We start from the raw sequence: 16,305 nt of genomic DNA, 5'->3' as shown, positions 1-16,305 counted from the left end.
ACTTATTCTCCCTCCCGTTGTCCGAGCGGAAAAAGCACTTTGGGCCCTTCAAAAGCCCCCATGGTCTCTCCCGCTTGCCATTGGTAATATCCCAAACTTGCGACCATCGCCGCATTATCTGTGCAGTAAGACACCGGGGGTATGTGGATCCTTATGCCCAGCTCCGCGCCAAGATGCAAAAACGCTTCGCGAATGGCTTCATTGGCTGTCACTCCACCCGCAAGATAGAGATCGCCCACCGGATAACGTGCAAGGGCCCTCTTGACGGTTTGGACCAATGCGCGCACGACCGCCTCTTGCAATGCATAAGCCACTTCTTCCGGTTCGTCAGGATGCTCGCGATATAACGCGGCGGTCGCTGTCTTCACCCCGCTAAAGCTAAAGTCCAACCGGCCATGCATATCGGCCACGGGTAGCTTGAACGACTTCTTACGCGCTTGGCGCGCTAACCGTTCAATTTGCGGTCCTCCCGGATAGGTCATGTGAAGAATACGTGCCGCTTTATCAAAGGCTTCCCCAGCCGCATCATCTTGCGTTTCTCCCAGAAGCCGCAAATCCCGATGGCCTTGCCAGTAAAAAAGACTAGTATGCCCGCCAGAGACAAGCAAAGCCAAGGCGGGAAACTCAATGGGAGCCATGAGCGCATTAGCATACAAATGCGCCTCCAGATGATGAACTCCGATTACCGGCACATGCAAACTCGCTCCCAACGTTTTGGCAAAAGTCACCCCGACCAGCAAGGAGCCCAACAAGCCAGGTCCTTGCGTCACCGCCACCGCATCAATGTCCGCTAAGTCCAGCCCTGCCTCTTTTAAAACCCAATCGACGACTGGCAAAATGGCCATCGCATGCTCCCTGGCCGCCACTTCCGGCACCACGCCTCCGTATTGGGCCTGAATGGCCGCAGATGATACCAAACTGGTCGCTAAAAGACGTGTGCCATCTTCAACAACAGCGGCCGCCGTTTCATCACAAGATGATTCGATTCCGAGGATTTTCGTAGGCTATGCTCCTCTCCTTGGTTGCGCGAAATATCTTTGGCCGATCTGGGAAAACTACTCCCATGACTGTTAGGGAGGGTTTGTTATGGGGTGGATTATAATACTCTATGGGATGGTCTTGTTAATTGTTTTTGCGGGCCCCTCAAGTTTGGCCCTTTCTCCAACCACATATCCGTTGATGACGCTGGGGCATCTATTCACCTTTTTAGCCAGTGTTGTCCTTTTTGTCCTCTTAGGACGCACGATAAAACGCCATGGGCGACGGCCTTTTTGGCCAGTCGCTGTTATCGGCGCTGTAACCGCTTTTGCCGGCACCCTCATCAGTCAGTATGTGATCCGGTTGCCCGCCGCCGAACAAGCCTTCATTGCGCAGTTGCATGGGGTACCCGTAGCAGCCGCTCGCACCATGCTACACCTGCACGTCGTATCCAGCGCCCTTATTACGGGAGGGTTCGCCGCCGTGTTCTATGGCGTCTTGGGAGGCTTCGCCGCATGGTGGGGCGGACGCACCGTGCCCAAACTCCCGCCCCCCGAAGCGCCTGCCCGCCAAGATCCCAAGGCCAGTTAATTCCTACATGGGATCTTTCCACATAATAAACGCATCTTCGTGAGTATCGGTGTAGTAGCCCCGCCGTACACCTAGTTGAACAAACCCTAACTTGTTGTATAAATTTTGCGCGACGATATTACCTCGCCGCACTTCCAAGGTCATGCGCACGACACCCAAGGCCTTGGCGCGAGCCATTAATCCTGTCATAATCGTTTCGCCTAAATGATGGCCCCGAAAGTCTGGATGAACAGCGATATTCGTTACATGGGCTTCGTCTAAAATGACCCACATTCCACCATAGGCCACCACTTGCCCGTGGAACTCAACCACTAAATAGGTCGCAAATGTGTTTTCCAGCAATTCTGTTTGAAACGCATTGCGTGACCATGGTGTGGGAAAGGAATGGGCTTCAATCCCCATGACCGCATCCAAATCGGCCATATACATATCCCGCACGACAACCTCTGGCGACCCATCCGGTCCGGCTTTGGCTTTGTCATCGCTCACTGCCACGGCTGCTCTCTTCCTTTCCATGCACCACGGCCGACGCTTGGCCCAGGTTTGAAATAGCTGGTGCTCGCAAATAGGCGGGCGACAGGTTTAACGCCCCCACCCCATCTCCATATTGTACTGTGAACTCAGCCAGTCTTGCTACTTGGCTCCCTAATAAGGGCAGATCCAAACGATAAGCTTCTGGGCTAATAGCCTTTAGCATCTCGCTGTCGCTTGCCAAAGGCCCTAACACCCCAACGGGGCCGGACCAAGGAAATTGTTCGGGCAAGGCGCCATTGGCAGCAAAATCTGGTACCAGCGGTTCGGGCACGCTTCCCCCACAATAATACAACCCCGCATAAAAGGCTGGACCGCGTCGTTCACTACTGACAAGGACCGGCCCTTGCAAATGCGGTGAATAGGCCCAAGCCTGCAAAGACGACACCCCAACAACGGGAACATGCAAGGCATAAGCTAAGGCCTTGGCCGCCGTCACAGCAATCCGGACGCCCGTAAAAGATCCCGGGCCAATTCCCACAGCGATGACGGTAGGCGTCCCAAATTCCTGAATGAGCATGTCAAGCCACGGGACTAAATGCGAGCCTGCCGATTTTGAGCGGCGCCACGACAAATCCGCGGCCACCTCTCCCTCTATCAGATACCCAGCCGACAAACCAGGTCCCGATGCATCAAATCCTAATACTTTATGACTCATGACCGCCTCTTTAAGGACTGCGACGTTCGCCACTGCTGCAATCGCTGTTGCGCCCCAGGGCCGTAAGCCGTCAGTTCTACTTGCCGGCATTTTTCCCCACAAGCCTCTAACGACAGTGCAAACCCTTCAGGATAAAGCGACCGCAGGGCTTCGCCCCATTCTGCAATAATGATACTATGCGCATCGTGCGGCGACGGCAAGTCTAAAATGTCCAACCCATCATCGCCCTGCAATCGGTATAAGTCTGCATGGTACACGGTAAAGGCCGGAAGCGGATAAACATGGACCAAGTCAAACGTTGGCGATTTTACCGATCCCTTATATCCCCAGGCTTTCAGCAGATCCTGCGTCAGCGTCGTTTTGCCGGACCCAAGGTCTCCCGACAGCATCACTAATCCCTTAGGGGCGAACAATCCCGCTAGTTCATTGGCAAGCTCGGCCGTCTCCTCGGGACTATGGCTAATCCGGGTCCACGGTGAAGTGATGATAGGATTTTCCTTCATCGACGGCTATCTCCTCTCCCGCGCGTATCACCCGAATGCCTAAGGTATCAGTTACGACGCCAATCTCGGTAATTGGCACCCCACACTGCAAACAGAGTTGTTCCGCCTGTTGGGCACGGGACGGCGGAATCGCCGCTAATAATTCGTAATCCTCACCACCGTACAATGCAAAATCCAACGCATCCTCACCGTACTCCTTGGCTACAGACCTCGTCGCCGCGTCAATAGGCATCTTATCGGCATCAATTTGGACACCAATCCCTCCAAAACGCGTCATGGTCCGAATTTCCGACAGCAATCCATCGGATATATCGGTCATAGCATGAGCGAGGGCCCCCAATTGCTTTCCCGCTTCTACGCGGGCTACCGGCGCCAAATGCGCTTGGAGTACACTGCGATGCTGAATCGAAGTACTCGGCCACCGCACGCCATGGGATAACAACGTATAGCCCGCATGAGCTGCACCCAGTCGTCCCGTCACGAAAAGCCGATCTCCGGGCTTTGCACCATTCAACAAGATAGGGCCGGTTACACTAGGCTGTCCAAACACCGCCACGTCCAGAGACATCTCACTCGGCGAATGCACCGTGTCTCCTCCCAGCAGCACGGCCCCATAACGGTCTAATGCCTTAGCCATGCCACGGTAGAGCCGTTCGACCCGCTCGACTTCAGTATCCGCTGGTAAGGCAATGCTGGTTAAAATAGCCTTGGGTACGCCCCCCATTGCCGCAATATCGCTAATATTGACCGCTACCGCTTTTTCTCCCAACTGTTCCGGCGTCATCCAATCCCAGCGGAAGTGCACTCCTTCTACCAGCATATCTTGACTTACTAACCATCCGAGATCCGATGGCGGAAGATATGCCGCATCATCTCCAATGCCCAAATAGCCCATTGGTACAATCGCTTGTAAGCGGTGTATCACTGAGATCAGCGCCCGTTCACCGACGTCGCTGACCTTCACCGCCTCCTGATCTTTACGCACGGTCGACGTCCGTATCATCTTCTGTTTCGTAACGTCCTTCCTTCCCTTGGCCTTCGGCCGCGACAAGTTTACAATAACGACAGCATACTTATTAGGAGGCGACAACCATTCCCACAGACATTATACGCCAGCATGGTACATGGCGTGGCAAGCAGTTTAGCTGGTTTGAATCCGGTCAAGGGTTCCCCATTATCCTCCTACACGGTGGCGGAGGCACTGGCAAAGCATGGTGGTACCAGTTAGAGTGTCTCAGTACCCATTTCCGCGTGATCGCCCCCGATATGCCCGGATTCGGGCAATCTGAAAAAGTGCCGGGAATTGAACGGGTGAGTGACATCGTCGTCGCTATCCAAGGCTGGCTGGGTGTGTGGAATATTGAGCGATTCGCCATTGGCGGCAACTCCATGGGTGGACGAGTTGCTCTTGGCGTTGCAGCCCAAATGCCCACGCAAGTGCGAGCCCTCATGTTATTAGATGCCGTGGGTGTGAATCTTAAAGATGTCCCCATTGTCAACCCGCTGACCCTGCCTCCTGACCAGTTTATGTCGGGGCTCGTCAAGCATCCCGACCGATATCGTAAACTGACGCCCTACCGAACACTGTCTGATGCCCAAGAATTAAATCATGGCCGCCATGTCTTTGCGCAATATTTAGGGAATGACGGCATTGCCTCGGATCCGTCCCTCGATTTAACCCGGGTCAACATGCCCACATTGTTGCTCTGGGGCCGTGACGATATCATCGTGCCGGTCGAGTACGGCCGCCAACTCGAAAAGGCTTTAGCTGATGCTGAGTTGCTCATCATTGATGATGTCGGTCATCTGCCGCACATCGAAGAACCGCAAATGACTTGCCGCACTATGGCCGACTTTTTATCACGCCATGCCAACCTGCTTGCTTAGCAACCTTTTCCCCTTCCTTCGGGAAGGGGATCCCTGCGAAAATCAGACAGATTGACCGATGTCATTCACGACCCGATCCCGGTCACCTTCTGGTGTAATCATATACACGGCCATAGCACCAGCTTCCCAACGCAATTCCACCATACAAATATCGCAATAAAACCATCCAGGCCCTCTAAGACGTCCCAGCCAGCGATTTCCGCACTGCGGGCAAATAGGATTTGACATCAACGCGCCCGCTGGAATCCTCGAACCCGAAAAGCCCCAGGAACGGAAACGGGCTTCCCTCCTTTCTTCATCTGATGACGTGCGGGCCCTTGTTCCTACGAATACGAGTCAAGTTTACCCTAAATAGGCTCTTACCACACAAAAAAACCACCTCATTCCCGGTCATGGTGACAAGAGCCGCATGCAAGGATGATAGCCAATTTAGGAAGAATTAAAAACTCTAGCATTTAGTCTACAAGCGGTTTTTACACTTGTCCACTTAAAAAACAAAGGAGCCCCGACCTGGACTCCTCAGTGCGACATCTATCGGCAACCGTCCGACAAAGGGCTTTCACCCCTTAGTGGAGTTAGTGGATAAGATCGGCTAACAATGATGCCTTCGTCATGTCCTCGAGAACCGTTTGAAAATCATATCCCGCATGATGAATGGCCAAGGACACTCGCGGTGACAACGCGAGCGCATTAATTTGATCGAGCGTAAAATTAAAAGTAAGATAGTGCACTGCGCTGGTCTTCTCTTCGGTGGATCGTCCTGCTTCGGCTTGCGCATGCACACGAAATCCCTCACCCACTAAAAAGACGTGTTCCTCGACGCCCGACAGTTGCTGTAAGACTTGCGCAATATCATCCTCTTGGGTCAAGGCAATCAGTAAGGTCGCGCCAATCGCGTGACCTAGGGGCAATAGCTCATTGTAGATGTCAATTTCTTGCTGGATCAAACGCGGATCTGTAATATGTTCAATGCGGCACATTTCTTGGATTTGAAATCGCATCGTCTCGCGATTTTCAAACACAATGGCGATGCGCGGTCCGACGTCAACACGACGAATCTTCTTAAGCGCAATCAGACGCTTCCGCAATGCATCGCGTTCTTTGGCAAATTGTTCAGCCGACGCGATGTCTGCCAAAGTCAATGGCTTCAATGGCTTTCCCTCCTATTCTTAGGATTAAACGCTTACTTCGCACAGACTGCTGCGTTGTACCACGTTAGTCATGGGCTTTGTGCAATCCATAGGCCTGAGCTAAAAGCTCGACAGGATGACGCGGTGGCTGATCGGTGACCGTTTCAATCTGCAATCCTGCCAAAGCACAATCTGAGCAAGCTTGGGTATCATGGGCTTTGTGAAAAGCCTGCGTTAACTTGGCGGCCACCTTCTGTGATTCATCATAAAATTCCGCTTTCAGCCCCCATGTTCCATCGATCCCGGCACAATGATCGACAACATTGACTGTCGTGCCGTCTACATAAGTGAGCAGATCCCGAGCTTGCCGCTTGAGCCCCTCAGCCTTTGTATGACATGATAAGTGGTAGGTGACTGTACCCAAGGCTTCCGCAAAATCCTTCTTTAATTCGCCTTTTCGCGCCATCTGGGCCAAATATTCCGTCACGTCCCACGTGTTACGGCTTACCAATTCCGCATCTTCGGTTCCGAGGAGCAGCGGGTATTCCTTCTTCAGAACGTATGCGCAGGTAGGCTGTAACGCTAAAATAGGCTTGCCGTCGCGGGCGAATTGTTTCAAGACCGCCACATTCTGGCGCGCACGCAAGGTGGCCCCGGCTATATCCCCACCATCTAAAGCAGGCATGCCACAACATTGTTGAAAAGCTGGCACTTCCGCTTGAATACCGTTATGCGCTAACACTTTAAGCGCTGCCTGCCCAATGCCTGGTTCATGATATTCCACTGTGCACGTCGAAAAGATTGCCACATCCGCCGTTTTGGTGCGCTCTTGGTGTTTTTCAATCCATTGTGAAAACCTCATAAGCGCAAACTTAGGCAAATGTCGGCGATGGTCAATGCCCACGGTTTTTTCCAAGAGTTGTCGCATCACCGGCTGAAGATTGCTCCAATTGGATAACGTAGGCGCTGCTGTGCCCAATCGCCCAATGCGCTCGGGGTCCCCTAAAAACCGATCGGCGGGTTTAATTCCGTGCTTTTTGGCGCGGACCGCTTTGGATCTGAGCATCAAACGGGGAAAATCCAAATCAAAACGATGCGGCGGAATGTATGGACACTTGAGATAGCATAATTTGCATTGATAACAGAGGTCTGCGGTCTTGGCCATTTCCTCATCTGTCAACAGATCGACGTCATCCTCATGAGACTCGACCACTCGAAAGAGTTCAGGAAAGGAAGGACAAAGGCTATAGCACAACCGACAGCCATTGCAAATATCAAAGGCTTTCTTCATATCTTCGGATAAGGCCGTCTCATCCCAATAACGCTCGTGATTAGGATTATATTCCATACAGGACACCCCTTTTCGCCTCATCGCCATCAAGGGGCCTTAAAGGCCCCTTGATGTGCGGTGACTTAATCGTCTAGTGCCGCCAAGCCTTTGGTAAATCGTCCTGCATGGCTCTTTTCAGCGCGTGCCAAGGTTTCGAACCATTCAGCAATGTCGTCGAAGCCCTCTTCACGGGCCACTTTAGCAAACCCAGGATACATTTGGGTGTATTCATACGTTTCGCCTTCAATAGCGCTTTTCAAGTTATCCTCGGTTGAGCCCACAGGTACCCCAGTCACGGGATCGCCCACTTCCTCTAAAAACTCAAAATGCCCAATTTGGCAACAAACCGGTGCGCTGTGGCCTCCGCTAAAGTGACTTCGAGACGTCCCGTTCCCGATACTAAATAGGGGTGAAGCCGCATTGCTTCCGCGATAAGGGTCGAGCCCACCTGCCAAGGCTCTTCCAGTCCCCGCGGGTCGACCAATCGTGCATAAGCGTACGCCATACGTGCCAAGGGGAGAAAAAATGTGGGCACGCTACAGCCGTCGATACCCGTCTGGAGCGCAGACTGGTCCACGCCGGTCATCTTTGCGATGCTCTCACGAATCTTTTGTTGCACAAGATGACTCGGATTTTCATAGCCCTCAAAGGGTACACCCAAGACTTTGGCTAAGGTCAACATTCCCGTATGCTTGCCACTACAATTGTTGTGGAGCGGACTGGGCGCTATCCCTTTGGCCTCGAGATCATGCGCTGCGGGCCCATAGCTTGGCGCATGCACGCCACAGGCTAAATCCTCCGGCGTTGCCCCGATACGAGACAGCAAACCTGCAACCGTCTTCACATGCTCGGGCTCTCCACCGTGTGACGCACAAATCATGGCCACCTCTTCCGTGGTGAAGTGGTATTGGCTTGTTCCCCCGGCCAACACCACTGGCAACGCTTGAAAGGGTTTGGCGCTAGAGCGCCAAAACGTGGGACGTTGTGGATCTCCGAGCCAATAGCGAATATGCCCAAGACTATCCACCACCGCCACGTCGGCATAGGCTCGACTTTCTACATGACCGCCCCGCGTAATTTCTACTGCCAGTTCAGACATTATGCCTCTCCTGTTCCATATATTGCCGTGCGGCATCAACAAAGTCCGCAAACAGTTTGCGGGCATGAGTCTCGGAATCGACAAGGTCCTCAGGATGCCACTGAACGCCAATGCCCCATGAGTTTCCCGGATATTCAATCGCTTCAACGAGTCCATCTTCTGCATGGGCGGCCACATTCCATCCACTGGGCACCTTGTCTAAAGCCTGATGGTGAAAGGAGTTAACCCGCAAATCCGTTGTTTCCGTAACATGGTGAAGTTTCGTACCCGGCAATACCGTGACACCGTGGGTGGCCTGTTGACGCGGCTGCGACTGATTATGGTGAATATCAGACGTAGGATACACACGAGGGATATCTTGAACCAACGTCCCCTCTTGAGCCACCGCAATCGCCTGCACACCGCGGCAAATGCCAAACACAGGCATTTTGTGTTGGAGGGCCGCGCGCACTAATGCGATTTCTGTACGGTCACGGTCTTTTGAGATACTAGCTTGGTTCGTTCCCGCATCCAGAGCCCCGTAGGCTGCGGGATCAAAATCGCCGCCTCCCGTTAACAATAGCCCATCGCACCGCAACAATGCTTCTTGACTTTCGGGAACATTGGGCAATAACACAGGAATGCCTCCCGCTTGAACAACGGCATGCAAATACGGCGCCCGTAAAAAGTCCCGATAGACATTATCCGGTCCTAACTCACGAGACATGGAAATCGCTATGAGGGGTTTGCTTTCCAATAAACTCTCGCTCCTTATTAAGACGAAAATACGTAATCAGCCTGTTTAGAGGTCAGTAAGCCCCAGGCTGATGACAATCGCTTGATTGACACGATTCATAATATCAGGATTCAAGTGCGCAATGCGCTCTTTCAGTCGTCTTTTGTCAATCGTCCGAATTTGTTCGAGAAGAATAACGGAATCCCGATCGAGGTTGGATTCGTGGGCCTTGACATCCACGTGGATGGGCAGGAGAGAGCATCTGCCCCGACGGTATCATCATCCGCGTAGCCAATGGGGACGGTGATAATTTTCATGGGACGGTCGGTCACAAATGTGCTCCCGTAGCCTACAGCAAACCCTTCGTCCACGTCTTTGACAAAGGTCACTGTACTGATCAACTCCATGACAGGCCGTAATCCCTTAGGCATCGGATGGTATGCTTCAAGACCATACATCGCAATCCCCACCCGCACCATGCTAAATTGCGTTCCTGGATATTTTAGTGCCGCAGCCGAATTAGCGGCATGCATCAGTAATGGCTCGATAGAGGCTTGTCGCAGACGTTCGGCAATATCCAAGAACACCGCCACTTGATGCTGGGTGAATAGCGGGTCAGACGCATCCGCATTCGCGAAATGCGTCATAAGGCCTGCCAATATCACGTGGGGCGAGCGCAGACGTTCAATCCACGCATCATCCAAGTGTGCGGGAAGCATACCAATGCGTCCCATCCCAGTATCCATCTTCAAGTGCACCCGTGCTGGCCTCTGACGCTTTTTGGCCGCCTCTTCGATTTGCGCAAATCGCTCAGGGTCAAAGACCACTAAATCCAGCTGATTGTCCAGCGCCTCCGTAACTTCTTGGGCGGCCGGTTGGCCCAGCACTAAAATAGGAGCGTCTATGCCAGCGTTACGCAAAGCCACGCCCTCTCCCACGAGAGCGACACCCAAATACGAAGCTCCCGCACTTAAGGCCGCTTGGGCCACCGGAACCGCTCCGTGGCCGTACCCGTCTGCCTTGACCACGGCCATCAGTTGTACATGCGGATTCAACCGGTTCAAAATCCATGACACGTTATGCTGCAAACGGTCTAAATAAATGCGCGCAATTGTTGGTCTCACTGGTGGTCCCCCTGTTCTCTTGGGCTATGAGGCTATATCCACTGCGGCAACTGTGGAGGCTCCTCTTCGGTTTCCACACTGTGCCACGCTTGCCCCAAGCACTCAATCAGGTCCGTTGCCACAACGCTACGGCCATGGTGGCGTGCGGCATGAATGCCACTCCACCCATGCACATACGTGGCCAGCGCCGCCGCTTGTGCACTAGACATTTGAGGTGCTGAGGCTAAAATCCCCGCCACAATACCGCTTAGCACGTCCCCGGACCCAGCCGTGGCTAACGCCGGCGTATTCGCCGTATTCACTAGGATCTGGGCATCCCCCGTGAGCGTATAAAGCCCTTTGAGCACCAACGTCGTCTGATACCGACGATAGGCTTGGTGAAATGCACTGACCCGATTATGATCGACCACCGCCGCACTGATCCCTAACAGCATGCCCATTTCCCCGCTATGTGGGGTTAACAACGACCGCGCGGGTAACCTCAAGTCCGGCCGTTTGGCAAGCCAGTATAGCCCATCCGCATCCACGATTAACGGCTTACCCAAGCCCACGACCTGTTCTAACGCTAAAACACCCGTCTCACGCCCCATACCCGGTCCAAAGATAATGACGTCGGCACGCATGAGTTGTTCTAAATCCTGGGTGGTCAATAATCCGCGTCCCGTCGACGGCCATACCATCAACGGCTCCGGTACGGCCATGCGTCGACGGGCTTTGTGCGGAACAATGAGTTGCACAAGACCTGCGCCCGCCCGCAAGGCCGCCATTCCCGCCATGACAGGAGCGCCCGTCATCGCCACCGAGCCTCCGACAACAGCCACTCGTCCACGCTGATACTTGTGAGCCCCCACGGCAAGCACAGGTCTGTGACCATACGCCCATTTGGGACTAATCCACCCGTCACCGTTTGTTGGCCACTCCAATCCAATATCCGCGATCGTCAATGGCCCCGTGTAGAGGGCACCCGGATACCCGAAGTGGCCCCATTTCGCACCGCCAAAGGTGACTGTACTCGCGATAGCCAATGGCGGCCCCTGATATGCCCCACTATCGGCATCAACGCCAGACAAGATGTCTAACACATACATCGCCGTACCGGCTGCGGACATTGCCTCAAAAATTTGCGCGACGGTTGGATCAAGATTCCCGTGAAAACCCGTGCCAAAAATTCCATCCACTACCCAGGCATAGTGCGCGACCGACGGTATGACGTCATCAACCTCCACCACCCTAGCACCATGCGCAATAGCCGCTTGTTTCAGACCCTTTGCTCCCGCAAACTGCGGCTCCGCCAAAGGAAAACAAACGTCGGTATCATGGTCGCGGGCTAGGTAGCGTGCTACAACTAACGCATCGCCGCCATTATGCCCAGGACCTGCTAGTACGAGTCCTCGACCTTTCGGTAGTTGCGTACCCCACCGTGCTGCGGCTTTGGCGCCCGCCACTTCCATTAAGGACAGAAACCCGACCCCAAAGTCTTGGGCCCGGCGGTCATAATGCCTGGCCTCTTCAACGCTCCATATCTGGTTGTGACGCATAGTCCTCCCTCTTCTCCAGCACCACCATGGCAATAGCATAAAGCCTTTCATGGGTAAAAGACATCCAGATGTGCAATTGGCGCTCTTGCAACCACACGCCTAAAGGACCTTTAACCCTCACCAAAGGCTCATGATGCTCTTGGCGCACGATTTCAATATCAGTCCAGCGGCTACCTCGAATCCCTCCGCAAGCCTTAATGAGCGCTTCTTTTGCCGCAAACCGAGCCGCCCAACGCCTAACCGCTTCGGGTCCGTCCCCAACGCTCAGTGATTCGGCGGGGGTAAAGATGCGCGGTAAAAAACGCGGGTTTTCCAATGCTTTCGCAATCCGTGCAATTTCCGTCGCATCGACGCCTATTCCGTGAATCATGCCCGCCCCGTTCTCCTCATGGCTTGTCAACCCGCCCCGCATCATCTATTTGTTCCATTAATTGCCATTCTAAAATCCGTTCTAAAGTTAAGTCGGGCTGTTGCAAGTAATACCGTGCCGTATCCAATAGAGCTTGGACGGGCATCAACCCCACCAATTCCGTGCGGGCCACACTAACGCCATACTGCTGCGCCTCTTGCCGGACCATTTCCACAGCCCGCGGCAAAGATGTCTTAGGATAATCGACCAAATTGAGCGATACCTGTACCTGTCCTTGCGAGACGGTATCCATGGCCAATGCCTTGACCCCTGCGAGCCCTCCGCTAGAATTACGCACTGCTTTAGCTACGGCCTGCGCGACTTGAATATCCGTCGTGTTTAAAAAAACATTAAAGGCAATCAACGGCCTGCGCGCCCCCACTGCTACCGCCCCCGCGCTCGGATGGGGAGACGAGGGGCCGTAGTCCGGCACATCACTGGACATTCGCGCTGCCAGACCCTCAAATTCTCCGCGCCGCACATCGGCCAAGTTACGCCTCTGTGGAATCGTCGCCGCGTGCTCATACAAATACACGGGAAGTCCAAGCTCACGCCCCAACCGCTCCCCCACCCTCTGCGCCGCCTGGACGGCATCCGCCATGTTCGTACCCTCTAAGGGAATGAAAGGAATGACATCGATAGCTCCCATCCGCGGATGAGTTCCCACGTGCCGACGCAAATCAATTTGCGACACCGCCACAAACGCCGCACGCAGTACGGCCTCTTCGACAGTCGCGGTCTCCCCGGCTAATGTCAACACCGACCGATTATGGTCATAATCCCCTTCCATTCCCAACACCCGAGCTCCCGCACTAGCGGCCGCCTCCGCGATGGCTTGCATGACGTCCAGACGCCGACCCTCTGAAAAATTGGGCACACATTCTATCCACATATCACTCGACCTCATTTTCCCAGGGAATTATCCTCACCCGCGTACTGTAAAACGTGGCCCCCCCACCAAAGTCTGACAGCGTTTGACTCGTCAACTGATTAATATTGACGCCTCCCCCGTCTTGGTTCCAACGTACGGCATAACTCAAGACGACGCCGGGTCGTGCCTGCTTGCTGCCGCGCAGCTGCAAAATTACATGGCCTGTCGGGCTTTCGACGCGTACGCGCTGCCCATCTTGCAATCCCAAGTGCTCTATATCCTCTTGATGCGCATAAATGGTGGGATTAGGCTCTCGAATAAGCAACCGGGGATTATTACCAAAACTCGACTTAATCGTATTTTGGCGCGAAGGCGTAATCAGAACAAGAGGATATTCTGCTGGCGTCTGAGGTGGAGTAAACGGCAACACAGGTAAAGGGTACAACCTAAAGAGAGGACCGTTGTGGTCCTTAGTATCTAAAAATGGACGGTCCGACACCTTAAGGTTGACTTTTTGCACCGGACGTTTTTGCAGACTTTCCCACGTAATGCCATGAAGCCACGGATGCTGTGTATCAAGGGCTTGCCGAATCAGATCTTCATCACTATCCTGACACCATGGAGCGTCCTTAAATCCACAGGCTCTAGCCAAACGCCGAAAAAATTCGGTATTCGATACCGCTTCGCCTGCCGGCAATACAGCTTGCGGGCTTAACTGAATATAACGGTGCCAATACGACGTATGGAGATCGAGGGTTTCAAAGGCCATCGCCGCGGGCAATATCCAATCCGCATACTGAGCCGTGTCCGTCAACATTTGCTCGTGCACGACCGTAAACAAATCCTCACGCCGTAGTCCCGCTAGAACCCGCCCTTGATCCGGCGCCGTCGCTGCGGGATTGCTGTTATACACAATCAAAGCTTTAATAGGGGGATCATCCAATTGGGTTAAGGCATCTCCCAACTGTACCATATTAATTGTGCGGGGATTTCCCGATCGCAATTCTGGGCGTGTTAATCGGTCCCAGTTAAGGGGAAAAGCATCGCCATTCCCTAGCAAGTGTCCGCCCCCCACATCCCGGTATGATCCGGTGATCACGGACAACGCAGAAATCGCCCAGACAGCTTCTCCCGCATGCTCCTGTCTTTGTACACCATACCCGGTACGCAAGAGCAAAGGACGCACGCTCGCCAGGCGCTCGCCTAAACGCTCTATGGTCGCCACAGGCACACCAGTAACCCGGGCTGTCTCATCCAAGGTCCACGGCCACGCGCGTTCGAGATAGGCGTCGAATCCTTGCGCATACTGGGCAACGAAGGATTTGTCATATTGTCCCGTGGCCACTAAATACCGACCGAGACCTAACGCTAAAGCAACATCGCTGCCAGGGTTAAGGTCGATATGGTGACCATAACGGGCGGCGGTGTCCGTGTAAAGCGGATCGACCACATAAATGTCAGCGCCTTGCGATTGCGCCTGATCTAACAAAGGAATTTCATGAACATTAGTCACAACCGGGTTGCTTCCCCACAAGAGGATTAATGCAGCCCGCCCAATGGTTTCTGGATCAGGCCCTAGCCTTTGCCCATACACCCAGCGCAAAGCCATATCCGCTGAGGCTGTACAGATCGTCCGCGCCAGTTGTGAGGCACCCAAGGCGTTAAAAAAGCGCCGATCCATGGACGCCTCGCTCAACACCCCCATGTTGCCTGAAAAACTATAAGGAAGAATGGCTTCGCCACCATATGTTTGAACGATATGCTGCATTTTTGTGCCAATCGCATCGAGGGCCTCATCCCACGAGGCACGCTGAAAATTCCCTGACCCCTTGGGGCCAGTGCGTTTCAAGGGAAACAGCACGCGATCTTGATGGTTCAGTCGTTCAAGATAGCGATTAACTTTTAAGCAGGCAAAACCTTGCGTGATAGGATGGTCTTTCGCCCCTGTGATGCGCATAATGCGCCCGTTCACGCGTTTGACATCGAGACCACACGTGTCATAACAGTCATGCGGGCAGACTTGATGCACGACCTCGTCGTGTGGCGTGTTCACAGCCGCAACGAGGGTTGGCCCGATGGTGTCACAACGAAATGAGCCCACATCCCTGATGATTCATGGCCTGGCACTAAGCTGGCCAAACGAAATGAGCCAGGTATGGTCGGCACAAAACTCAATGTTCGCCGTTGGCCCTGGGAAATTCCTTTCGCCAACGGCGGTGTTCCTGCACCGGGAAACAGCGCTTGTGTACTTTGCGGTCCCCGCACAACCGCCAATGAATTGGCAAGCCCACTATCATTCGTAAATTCAATCACCACATGCCAGCCTTCTGGCACTGTGACCCACATCGCGCCGTTGGCCGTACCATTAAGATTAAAGCCCTGACTGGCATACCCGGCAATCACCGTCAAATCCACGGTGTGTTGTGCCGCATTGGCGTGCATCCACACACTTTGGGAATGACTTGGTGACGGTATCACCATGGCAGGAACTTTTTGCTGAGGGGGACCTGCAAAGAGTCCGCACCCTGACATCGTACCTGCCAAGGCAATCCCTGCAACTAGGAATGACCATTTTCTCACGTGCTTGTCCTCTTTCGTTTCGTAGTCCAACCTCCAACCTTATCTCCTTCATCCTATGCGTTAGCTGACAAAATGACAAGAAAACGCCGCGGACAATTCCTGGAAGTTGGGGTTGGTATTGTCTCGCTCAAATTTATTTTGCCAAAACTCTTTACAGCTTCACGCTCCTGTGATTATAATTTCACAAACGGCCAATGAATGGGAAGAGCCGGGCGGTTCTCTAGAAAGTCGGTAGGATGGAACCCGATGTGCTGCCCGAACCCGATTCCACCCAGGAGGACATCAGCGATGAGTTGATCGCGGAGCTGCGTTAAAAGCCAAAGAGCGGGCAGAATCTATCGATCTGCCAAATAGGGTGGCA

General features: G+C 53.6%; 17 protein-coding genes and 2 pseudogenes. 2 read left to right on the top strand and 17 right to left on the bottom strand.

Annotated features, from left to right (window positions below):
• Nucleotides 1-2: 2 nt before the first annotated feature.
• Nucleotides 3-986 (bottom strand): tRNA (adenosine(37)-N6)-threonylcarbamoyltransferase complex transferase subunit TsaD, encoded by a 984-nt coding sequence (gene tsaD, locus ORD20_RS03835; RefSeq protein ID WP_430626677.1) that lies wholly within the window; start codon nt 984-986, stop codon nt 3-5.
• A gap of 100 nt (nt 987-1,086) precedes the next feature.
• Between tsaD and ORD20_RS03830 the strand changes: the two genes are divergently transcribed.
• The gene (locus ORD20_RS03830; RefSeq protein ID WP_103374139.1) at nt 1,087-1,569 is read left to right on the top strand and encodes a hypothetical protein; all 483 of its coding nucleotides are present in this window, start codon (nt 1,087-1,089) and stop codon (nt 1,567-1,569) included.
• A gap of 3 nt (nt 1,570-1,572) precedes the next feature.
• Here the strand turns inward: ORD20_RS03830 and rimI are convergent, their stop codons facing one another.
• Genes rimI through thiL form a run of 4 tightly spaced genes read right to left on the bottom strand, consistent with a single transcriptional unit; the run spans nt 1,573 to nt 4,264 of the window.
• Complete coding sequence (rimI, locus tag ORD20_RS03825) at nt 1,573-2,064, bottom strand: ribosomal protein S18-alanine N-acetyltransferase (RefSeq protein WP_369825224.1); 492 nt, start codon at nt 2,062-2,064, stop codon at nt 1,573-1,575.
• The gene (tsaB, locus tag ORD20_RS03820; RefSeq protein ID WP_103374141.1) at nt 2,048-2,758 is read right to left on the bottom strand and encodes a tRNA (adenosine(37)-N6)-threonylcarbamoyltransferase complex dimerization subunit type 1 TsaB; all 711 of its coding nucleotides are present in this window, start codon (nt 2,756-2,758) and stop codon (nt 2,048-2,050) included. Before tsaB ends, rimI begins: the two co-directional genes overlap by 17 nt.
• The gene (gene tsaE, locus ORD20_RS03815; protein WP_103374142.1) at nt 2,755-3,261 is read right to left on the bottom strand and encodes a tRNA (adenosine(37)-N6)-threonylcarbamoyltransferase complex ATPase subunit type 1 TsaE; all 507 of its coding nucleotides are present in this window, start codon (nt 3,259-3,261) and stop codon (nt 2,755-2,757) included. Before tsaE ends, tsaB begins: the two co-directional genes overlap by 4 nt.
• Nucleotides 3,218-4,264, bottom strand: a complete 1,047-nt coding sequence (thiL, locus tag ORD20_RS03810; protein ID WP_242968216.1) for a thiamine-phosphate kinase — start codon at nt 4,262-4,264, stop codon at nt 3,218-3,220. The genes tsaE and thiL overlap by 44 nt, the downstream gene beginning before the upstream one ends.
• A 170-nt stretch (nt 4,265-4,434) precedes the next feature.
• Here thiL and ORD20_RS03805 point away from each other — a divergent pair, with 170 nt between their 5' ends.
• Entirely contained in the window at nt 4,435-5,148 is a 714-nt protein-coding gene (locus tag ORD20_RS03805; protein ID WP_430626676.1) for an alpha/beta fold hydrolase, read from the top strand.
• A gap of 575 nt (nt 5,149-5,723) precedes the next feature.
• Here the strand turns inward: ORD20_RS03805 and ORD20_RS03800 are convergent.
• The 12 genes and pseudogenes from ORD20_RS03800 to ORD20_RS03745 form a co-directional block, all read right to left on the bottom strand.
• Nucleotides 5,724-6,299: a DUF3501 family protein gene (locus ORD20_RS03800; protein ID WP_103374144.1), complete on the bottom strand. Its 576-nt coding sequence runs from the start codon at nt 6,297-6,299 to the stop codon at nt 5,724-5,726.
• A 64-nt stretch (nt 6,300-6,363) separates the two neighbouring features.
• Entirely contained in the window at nt 6,364-7,626 is a 1,263-nt protein-coding gene (locus ORD20_RS03795) for a heterodisulfide reductase-related iron-sulfur binding cluster (RefSeq protein WP_103374145.1), read from the bottom strand.
• Between the two features lie 65 nt (nt 7,627-7,691).
• Complete coding sequence (locus tag ORD20_RS03790; RefSeq protein ID WP_430626523.1) at nt 7,692-7,904, bottom strand: rubrerythrin family protein; 213 nt, start codon at nt 7,902-7,904, stop codon at nt 7,692-7,694.
• Nucleotides 7,905-7,921: 17 nt separating this feature from the next.
• On the bottom strand, nt 7,922-8,707 hold the full coding sequence (locus ORD20_RS03785; RefSeq protein ID WP_430626522.1) for an asparaginase: 786 nt from the start codon (nt 8,705-8,707) through the stop codon (nt 7,922-7,924).
• Entirely contained in the window at nt 8,700-9,443 is a 744-nt protein-coding gene (locus ORD20_RS03780; RefSeq protein ID WP_242968218.1) for a gamma-glutamyl-gamma-aminobutyrate hydrolase family protein, read from the bottom strand. Before ORD20_RS03780 ends, ORD20_RS03785 begins: the two co-directional genes overlap by 8 nt.
• 45 nt (nt 9,444-9,488) lie before the next feature.
• Nucleotides 9,489-9,674, bottom strand: a pseudogene (locus tag ORD20_RS03775) (type II toxin-antitoxin system PemK/MazF family toxin); the annotation flags it as partial.
• A 41-nt stretch (nt 9,675-9,715) separates the two neighbouring features.
• Nucleotides 9,716-10,546, bottom strand: a pseudogene (gene alr / locus ORD20_RS03770) (alanine racemase); the annotation flags it as partial.
• A gap of 32 nt (nt 10,547-10,578) precedes the next feature.
• Entirely contained in the window at nt 10,579-12,084 is a 1,506-nt protein-coding gene (locus tag ORD20_RS03765; RefSeq protein WP_158246126.1) for an NAD(P)H-hydrate dehydratase, read from the bottom strand.
• Complete coding sequence (acpS, locus tag ORD20_RS03760) at nt 12,056-12,454, bottom strand: holo-ACP synthase (RefSeq protein WP_158246127.1); 399 nt, start codon at nt 12,452-12,454, stop codon at nt 12,056-12,058. Before acpS ends, ORD20_RS03765 begins: the two co-directional genes overlap by 29 nt.
• Nucleotides 12,455-12,470: 16 nt before the next feature.
• A complete protein-coding gene (gene ftcD, locus ORD20_RS03755) occupies nt 12,471-13,385 on the bottom strand; it encodes a glutamate formimidoyltransferase (protein WP_103374152.1) in 915 nt (304 codons plus the stop codon).
• Between the two features lies 1 nt (nt 13,386).
• Complete coding sequence (locus ORD20_RS03750; RefSeq protein ID WP_430626521.1) at nt 13,387-15,393, bottom strand: molybdopterin-containing oxidoreductase family protein; 2,007 nt, start codon at nt 15,391-15,393, stop codon at nt 13,387-13,389.
• Nucleotides 15,394-15,413: 20 nt separating this feature from the next.
• The gene (locus ORD20_RS03745) at nt 15,414-15,944 is read right to left on the bottom strand and encodes a sulfocyanin-like copper-binding protein (protein ID WP_430626520.1); all 531 of its coding nucleotides are present in this window, start codon (nt 15,942-15,944) and stop codon (nt 15,414-15,416) included.
• Between the last annotated feature and the right edge of the window lie 361 nt (nt 15,945-16,305).

Source organism: Sulfobacillus thermotolerans (assembly GCF_039623705.1).
GTDB lineage: Bacteria > Bacillota > Sulfobacillia > Sulfobacillales > Sulfobacillaceae > Sulfobacillus > Sulfobacillus thermotolerans.
Note: the sequence above shows the minus strand (reverse complement) of the source record. Positions and strands in the feature narration are given on the sequence as shown.

Excerpts from the sequence above, each read along its gene's own strand:
- ORD20_RS03830 (WP_103374139.1), top strand. The coding sequence starts at position 1,087 with ATGGGGTGGATTATAATACTCTATGGGATGGTCTTGTTAATTGTTTTT.
- tsaB (WP_103374141.1), bottom strand. The coding sequence starts at position 2,758 with ATGAGTCATAAAGTATTAGGATTTGATGCATCGGGACCTGGTTTGTCG.
- tsaE (WP_103374142.1), bottom strand. The coding sequence starts at position 3,261 with ATGAAGGAAAATCCTATCATCACTTCACCGTGGACCCGGATTAGCCAT.
- thiL (WP_242968216.1), bottom strand. The coding sequence starts at position 4,264 with ATGATACGGACGTCGACCGTGCGTAAAGATCAGGAGGCGGTGAAGGTC.
- ORD20_RS03795 (WP_103374145.1), bottom strand. The coding sequence starts at position 7,626 with ATGGAATATAATCCTAATCACGAGCGTTATTGGGATGAGACGGCCTTA.
- ORD20_RS03785 (WP_430626522.1), bottom strand. The coding sequence starts at position 8,707 with ATGTCTGAACTGGCAGTAGAAATTACGCGGGGCGGTCATGTAGAAAGT.
- ORD20_RS03765 (WP_158246126.1), bottom strand. The coding sequence starts at position 12,084 with ATGCGTCACAACCAGATATGGAGCGTTGAAGAGGCCAGGCATTATGAC.
- acpS (WP_158246127.1), bottom strand. The coding sequence starts at position 12,454 with ATGATTCACGGAATAGGCGTCGATGCGACGGAAATTGCACGGATTGCG.
- ftcD (WP_103374152.1), bottom strand. The coding sequence starts at position 13,385 with ATGTGGATAGAATGTGTGCCCAATTTTTCAGAGGGTCGGCGTCTGGAC.